General features: G+C 61.2%; 5 protein-coding genes. All 5 read right to left on the reverse strand.

The window, feature by feature from the left end:
• Window positions 1-24: 24 nt before the first annotated feature.
• Complete coding sequence (locus PARACOCCUSGL_RS0102390) at window positions 25-1,623, reverse strand: glycosyltransferase 61 family protein (RefSeq protein WP_010392651.1); 1,599 nt, start codon at window positions 1,621-1,623, stop codon at window positions 25-27.
• Between the two features lie 90 nt (window positions 1,624-1,713).
• The gene (locus PARACOCCUSGL_RS21965; protein WP_010392656.1) at window positions 1,714-1,890 is read right to left on the reverse strand and encodes a hypothetical protein; all 177 of its coding nucleotides are present in this window, start codon (window positions 1,888-1,890) and stop codon (window positions 1,714-1,716) included.
• Complete coding sequence (locus PARACOCCUSGL_RS0102400) at window positions 1,883-4,039, reverse strand: sulfatase-like hydrolase/transferase (protein WP_040601629.1); 2,157 nt, start codon at window positions 4,037-4,039, stop codon at window positions 1,883-1,885. The genes PARACOCCUSGL_RS21965 and PARACOCCUSGL_RS0102400 overlap by 8 nt, the downstream gene beginning before the upstream one ends.
• A 2-nt stretch (window positions 4,040-4,041) precedes the next feature.
• Entirely contained in the window at window positions 4,042-4,800 is a 759-nt protein-coding gene (locus PARACOCCUSGL_RS0102405; protein ID WP_010392660.1) for a hypothetical protein, read from the reverse strand.
• Window positions 4,801-4,810: 10 nt separating this feature from the next.
• On the reverse strand, window positions 4,811-7,251 hold a 2,441-nt coding region (locus tag PARACOCCUSGL_RS20205), incomplete at its 5' end, for a hypothetical protein (protein WP_010392662.1).

Below are 7,251 nucleotides of genomic sequence, written 5' to 3' on the forward strand. Positions count from 1 at the left end.
GTTGATGTAGATAATTTGCCAAGGTCAGCGCAGATCTGGATGCCTTTCATAGTCTTCGCGATCAGCAAGCCGAATAAACGCTGCCTTCGCCGCTTCGGACCCAGAAATCCGCCACGCCTTCACAAAATTATTGCACGCTGATCTGCGATGACCACACAGATCATCCAGTATCGCCCGCTCTTCCCAGTATTCGGCGCGATCCTCGACAAATTGCCTATAGGAGTCGAGCAGCCGATAAGCTTGTCTGTATGCTTGCCGTCCGGTCAAGGCTTGAGCGTGCGTTTTTAATCCACCGACCACTCCATCACTCTTGTCTCGGACATGAGTTAGAATAAGCGACATCACTCGCTCCACATCCTCCCCAGAAACCACAGGGGCGACGAGCCCGTGATCGGCAAAGACGGGATCCGTGTCCTCACCTTCATAATCCATATCGAGGAAAATATGGTGATAGTGACACTTCGCGACGTGCGCTATTGGGATAAAGTCACCCCAGCGAGACATTGCCGTCTGATAAGTACCAAGTTCAAAGACGTGTGTGTTCGAGCTGGCAAACATCATATTCGCCATGCCAGCACCGTGCTGCAGCACGATACACCGGGCGCCGTTAACGCATCTAATTTGCTCCAACGGCGACAGATCCTCAAAATAGACAACCTCGAAGCCCTTAGCCTGCAGCGCAGCGATCAGGTTATCCTCTCCTTTCATCACACGCTGACGGGCGATAGCTTTCGATCTTGCCACGTATATTTTTCGGCCCCACTTACGTTCCACTCTTTGCTTTGCAAGAGCGATAGCCGCATCCCGGAATTCGAACATGCTGTCATCGACCGAATTCAAGGCCAGGATTTTCACGGGGTGCGGCGTGGCATCATATCCAGTCCAGCTATGCCCCGGCGGCCGGGCCGCATTGATCATCTCCCTATGCGGCCCCTCGAACTGATACAGCAGATGCTTGGCTGAAAGCGGAGTTATGATGTTCGACGGAGCAGAATCCGCCCCATTTGATCCCGCCTCGATAACCACGTTAGATCCGATAATTTCGCGGAAGTCATCAATCCACTTCTTTACAAAACCTTCCACCCGTTTCGATCCGGACTTAAAAACGGTCTTGCTAGCCGCTTTAATTACTTTCCGATCAGAGAACGCCTTGTGAAAACTTTCAGTTAAGAAATGGAAAAAGTTATAGAAATTTTTAACCTCTATCCAACATGTGTCAGCATCTATTTTTTCAGCATGAGCACTCGGCGGGAGTAGCGGCTCAGAGTAGTACGTCTTGAAAAAATCAATACTCTCTTCGGAATATTCCAAGCTCCGCCGAATGAGATTTCTTGCCCGATCTCCAGCCGATCCATTCAGAAGAACTTTATTGCCCGAGGTCATGACTGACCGCCTGAACCCCGGCTTTCTAACTCCCGCTACAAGCGTCTTCACCACAAAACCAGACATCATTCTGCGATGCCAGAAATAGTCAGATACGTGGACATCAAGAGCCGCTCTTCTGCGCTCATTCCTGACGAAATTATGCGCCACCACGTTGCCGAGCGGGATAGGCTTCAAAAGCTCAGCCGGCGACTCAAGCAGCCTGATGCCATCGTGTCTTTTAAAGCTATGTAGGATCATGTCGCGAGCCCTATGTCTTGCGCGCTGACCAAAGGCGCACCGGGCCACAGAACACAACTTTTGCACGTATCGTCAACACTGTACCGGCACTCAACTTCCATCGCCCCCCGGTCGTTGCGGCGTGCTGTCATGGAGCGGGCAGCCGGTGGTGATCCAGTCGGGCCAGCGGTCGTTATCCTCGGGCTCCCCGTCGCGATAGTCGCAGGTGCGGCCGCGCGCGACGGCCTCGTCCGTGCCGGGTTGCGGGGTTTCGTGTTTATCAGACATAGGCTACTCCTGTGATTGCGGCCTGAACGGTCTCCAGATCGGCCTTGCGGCAGATGACGCGCTCAAGCCCTGCGGTGATCTCGACATCCCGGCCAACCTGCACGACGCGCACCGGGCCGAGAGGTGCCCAACGGCTGAGGTCGATGATGTCGGACTCGTCCAGATCCATGATCGTCTGCACGCACTCGGTGCGGTAGATCACAAACCGATCCCCACCCTCGCCACCATGCAACTCATCAGATCCGGCATCGGCGTGCAGGGTGTCGTTCCCGGCCCCGCCGATCAGCGTGTCGTTGCCGGGACCGCCGTAGATCAGGTCATGGCCGCGCTCACCGTTGAGCCAGTCGTTTCCGGCGCCGCCATAGATCGTGTCATTGCCCTGCATGGCGTTCTCGACCACATCATCGCCCGGCCCCATGTCGATCCAGTCGGCCATGGACGATCCTGCCTTGAGCGTGTCATTGCCGGGACCGGCGCGCAGTTCGATCTGATGCCAGCCGGAATCGATCAGGTTGTCGCCGTCCTCAATGGTCATTTTGACCTTGGTCAGCCTGTTGCTCTCATCCTTCATGCCGTTGGTCCAGATGCGGCGATTGACCTTGCCGCGCGCATCAACCGTGACCTCTTTGGTCTCTTTGCCGCAGATGATCGTCACCCAGTCGGTATCAGGGCCGAGCATGACTTTCTCGCCCGGTCCCAGGACGCTGATGAGCTGGCGCCGATAGCCGGGGGCTTCGGCATAGGCTGTGCGCGGCGCGATACTGGCGAAACTGGTGCCGGGGGTGATGCCGCTCTCGGCTGCATCACCGCCCAGCAGGCTGACCCATGGGGCGCCGGGCGTGGCTTCCATGCCCTGCTCGACCAGCAGATAGCCCCGGTCAGCGCAGCATTGCAGCAATCCGTTCAGCGCGGGCGCGTAACGAGGATCAGTGAGCGGCAGTGGCTGGGTCAGGTGCCGCGTCTCGGAGAGGTCGTAAAACTCGGCCGAGCCGTCCTGATAGCGGATGATCCGCGTCTGGCCGTCCGTCGCAGAGGCCGAGCCATACCAGAAAGTCGGCACCCATCGGGCCGGGACCGACTGACCCTCGATATAGGGGCGCAGGCTGATGCCGGGGCAGTGATCCATGAGCGGCAGGCCGCCATAGTCCAGAAGCGTCTGCCCGATGTCCATGAAGCTGACCGGGTCATCGACCACGCGCGGTGTCTGACCGGGGACGTAGATGTAGAGCGGCGCGCGCGCGGATTCCTCGTACATCGAGAACTTGTGGAACGAGCCACGGTCGCCGCTGTGATAGCCGTGGTCGGAATAGAGCAGCACGAGGGTATTATCCGCGTGCGGACCAGACCACAGTTCTTCGAGGATGCGCTCAATGTGGTGATTGACGTGCGACACCGCACTCAGCTGGTTGCGGATGCTGCCCTGCCAATAGGCGGCGAAGTCGAGTTCGTCCCGACCGCCCATGATGAAGTTGTGGGCAAAATCGGTGATGTCCCATTCTCCGGTCCATGTATCCGGGGTGACGATCTGGCTGGCGTCATACATCGCCTTGAAGCGATCCGGGGTGTTCCAGTTCGTGTGCGGATGGTGGAACCCGACCTCGCAGTAAAACGGCTTCGCCGGGTCGTGATTGCGCAGGAAGTCGATGCAATTCTGGCTGGATTTGTAGTCGTAATAGGTGGCGTCGTCGGCGGGGTCGGTCGAGCCGAGATTGCCGTATCCGCCCGAATATTCATTGTGCGGGAGGGTGCTGACGTGCGGCCCGAAGGTAATCCGGTTCGGCCCGTCCGAATAAAGCACATCGTGATGCTCCCGCGGGATCGGGACATAGCCATGATAGATTTTTCCGCGCGAGGTGCAGTGGTACCCGCCCGCCTTGAAGCGGTAGGGCCAGAGTTGCTGTGGTGCCAGCGTCCGCCATTCGTCCTCGCCAAGATCGAAAATCCCGGTCTGGAACGGCGAATAGCCTGACATCACCGCCCACCGGCTGGGCTTGCAGACGGCAATCTCGCAATAGGCGCGGGTAAATGTGGTGCCCCGGGCCGCAAGCATGTCGAAGGCCGGTGTGATCGGGGTGACACCGAACTGCCCCAGTATCTCCATGCTGGGGCAGTCATCGATTGCGAGAAACAGGATGTTCTGGACAGGCATCATCAGGCTCCGTAAAGGGCGATGCGATACTGGCTGAGGCGCTGGCGCGTCAGGGGTTCGGTGAGGGCATCCCCGTCGATGATGCCCAGGTTCAGAGCGTGACCGACAAAGGCATCCAGCCCGGGGTTCGCGCCGAACGTCAGGTTTGCAGTTCCCGAACTGGACACGGCGGCGGTCGTACCGCTGACGACAGGGGTTGCGTCGTCGATCGCGTACTTCACCCGCCCGGTTGCACGATTCCAGGCCAGCGTGAGAAAATGCGTCTCATCCGAGGTCGGACGGGGGCCGGAGAGGATCACGGTTTCGGTCGTACCGTCATGCCAGGAGATCCCGCCACCCGCCGCAGCGTTGCCACTGATGATCGGACGGATGATAAGAGTGCCCTCGTTCAGCCACAGTCCGCACAGGTGCAGGGTGTTATTGCCCGGTTCGGCCCGAAAACCTGTGACGACAGAGAGCCATTCCCCGGTGATTTCAATCGGGACGCTGAAATACCGCTCTCTCTGCCGGTCGTTCACAAACGGATTCCGGGTGCGGCCATTCCTGGTCATCTCCGAAAATGTTGCGGGCAGTGTGCCTCCGACTTGCAGAGGCACACTGCCGATCACCGGGCGGATATAGCCGCGACCGCTGGGATCGGTGCGATATTCCTCCTGATGCGTGGTCCACCAGTGGCGGATATTATCGATCAAGCCGAGTTCCGCGCTGGGGACATACGGCTGGGGCGGCAGGTTGGTGACGGTGACAGGCAGTCTGATCATGGCTTGATCCTCAATTGACGGTGACGCTGGCGGGCAGCGCCAGACGGTGATGGGTGTGACCGGGCTGGATGCGCGACGGCTCGGACCATTGGTCACGGATGTCGCTGCGGTTGATCGGCCGGGCGTCGGTCGGGGTCCCCTCGCGGCCCCATGCGCAGTTGAGCGTCAGGGTGCCGGACGGGACGCCCGACAGGGTGATCGTCGCCGTCTTGCCCGACAGGCTGACCCCGGTGATGGTGACCCCGCCAGTATCACCCCCGAGCGACAGGCCGTGATCGCCGCCCGGGGGCAGGACCAGATTTGACATCGACAAAAATGTGGCGGTGATCGTGGTGCCGCTGCGGGTGGCCGAGACGAGACGCGGGCAATACCACAGCCCGCCGCCGTGGATCTCGCGCACGGCAATGGCTTCCAGTTCGGAGAGCATAGCCGCGCTCTGCGGAGTCAGGGTGGCCAGCGTCCCGGCGTCAATGTCATAGGCATGACGCGGGCAGGCGACGACAAAGCCGAGGGCCGGATGAGTGCTGTCCAGCTTCGCCTCGGCCAGCGCCACGGCAGACGATCCGCCGTCGCGCGTCCCGGCCGATGGCGAGACCACAACGAGGGGTGGCAGGCCCTGTCCTGTTGCGGCAACAATGTCCGCGCGCAGGTTGGCGGCGGTCGAGGCATAGATATTGTCCGCCGCGATCTCGCTGGTTTCCGGGGCGCCGCCGAGCAGCGAGAGCAGCACCCGGTCGATCACCAGCGTCTTATCCCATCTGGGCAGGTTGGTGACAGCGGTTGCGATCCGGGTCAGCGCATCCTGATAGAGCGACGACTCGCGGGCCGTGTCGGCCTCGACCGGACTGCCGATGCCGGCGGTCAGGCCGATGACCGTAGGCAACGCGAGGTGGCGGGCGTGATTGTCCGTCAGCATGGCCACGGCCTGCGCCTCTGCCGCCAGCATTCCCGACGACTGTGCCAGATCGGGATCGCGCAGGTGATAGCGCCAGTCCTCGAACATGACGCGCTCGACCAGACTGGAGCCACCGCCAAAGGCGAGGATGCCGGTCGCCACGCGCCCCGTCTCGCCCAGCACGACGCCGTCCCGCTCTTCAAATCCCAGAACGTGGCCCTCGTACTGATCGGACAGATAGCGGATCGAGGTGCCGTCATCGATGATCTGCCACGCATTGCCGGTGGTCGTAGGAGCCGGGCGTGAAACACCTCCGCCGCCGGAACCGATACCGCCAGCCACGCCGTCCTCCGTGACCCAGATCAGCGCGTTGCCCGCCGCATCGGCAAGGACGACGAGCGGGTCGCCGACATGTATATCGTCGGTGACGATCCGGCCCCAGTCCATCGTCGCAAAATCGACCTGAGACCAGTCCACCACCAGACCGCCCAGAACCAGCCGGCCCATGGCGTCGAAATAGGCGACGGCATTTTGCGCCTGATCGATCGCCAGCACATGCTCATCGCCGACATGAGGTTCGGCGTCCTGAATGTCGATCACGGTGTTGGTCAGATCGGTCAGATGCGATACCGCGCTGTCCATCTCGTCGCGGCGCACCTCGCCCGAGATCAGCCGCCAGCGCGGGCCGATCTTGACCGCCTCGGCCAGTCGGCCCGGCTGCAACGCACCGGCTGGCGGGATTGTGTTGGCGGCGGTGTACAGTGGCACCGCGCCCATACCGTCAATATCGATGGTCGGGGCCAGAGTGCCGGTATTGGCAGCGGTCGGGACAAAGCTGATCCTACGCAGGTTGGCGGCGCTGATGCCCTGATCCTTGAGGATCTGGGGCACCTGCGCGGTGATCGCATCCCCGGTCCCGGCAACCGTGTCCAGCGCGACCGTGCCCGCATTGACAACCGAGGTGATGCGAGACAGCCGCTCGGCGCGCAGATCGGGCCAGCCCATCGCGCCGGTCCAGATCCGCAGCGTCGGATGGGTGCGGATCAGGGCCACGCGGCGACCCGCGACCAGTTCGCCGCCGGTGAGAGGCTGACCATCCGAGTTCATGATCACGCGCCGCCCGTAACTGTCACCCGAGACCGTCAGGCCGACAGGGCCGGTATTGGTGCGCGGCACGGTCAGGACCATCACGCTGTCAGCATTAAATGGCACACCAGCGGCGATCACCGCAGGGTCAGGCGTCCCGGTCCACTCGTCACCATCCGCCGTTACCGAGACGGGCAGCCAGCCCGTGCGGTTGTCGACCAGCGCCCGTGCCGTCGCCTCGGCCTCGATTGCGGTCGGTCGCAAAGTGATAGGGACCGACACTGCATTGGTCCGCGCGTATTGCAGCTTGCGCCCGTGGCCCATCTCAACCCCGCCGGAGGGGTTGGCCCGGCCGTTTGTCCACCAGAGGTCAAACGAAATGCGGTTCTTGGCGGCATCTACAATCGGAACGAACGACGCCTTGTAAAGCGAGGCGGGGGCCGGGTGTTGATTTCCGTCGAGACGTGACC

Source organism: Paracoccus sp. TRP, assembly GCF_000185925.1.
Lineage (GTDB): Bacteria > Pseudomonadota > Alphaproteobacteria > Rhodobacterales > Rhodobacteraceae > Paracoccus > Paracoccus kondratievae.

Coding starts and splice junctions, on each gene's coding strand:
- PARACOCCUSGL_RS0102400 (WP_040601629.1), bottom strand. CDS start 4,039: ATGCCTGTCCAGAACATCCTGTTTCTCGCAATCGATGACTGCCCCAGC.
- PARACOCCUSGL_RS0102405 (WP_010392660.1), bottom strand. CDS start 4,800: ATGATCAGACTGCCTGTCACCGTCACCAACCTGCCGCCCCAGCCGTAT.
- PARACOCCUSGL_RS21965 (WP_010392656.1), bottom strand. CDS start 1,890: ATGTCTGATAAACACGAAACCCCGCAACCCGGCACGGACGAGGCCGTC.
- PARACOCCUSGL_RS0102390 (WP_010392651.1), bottom strand. CDS start 1,623: ATGATCCTACATAGCTTTAAAAGACACGATGGCATCAGGCTGCTTGAG.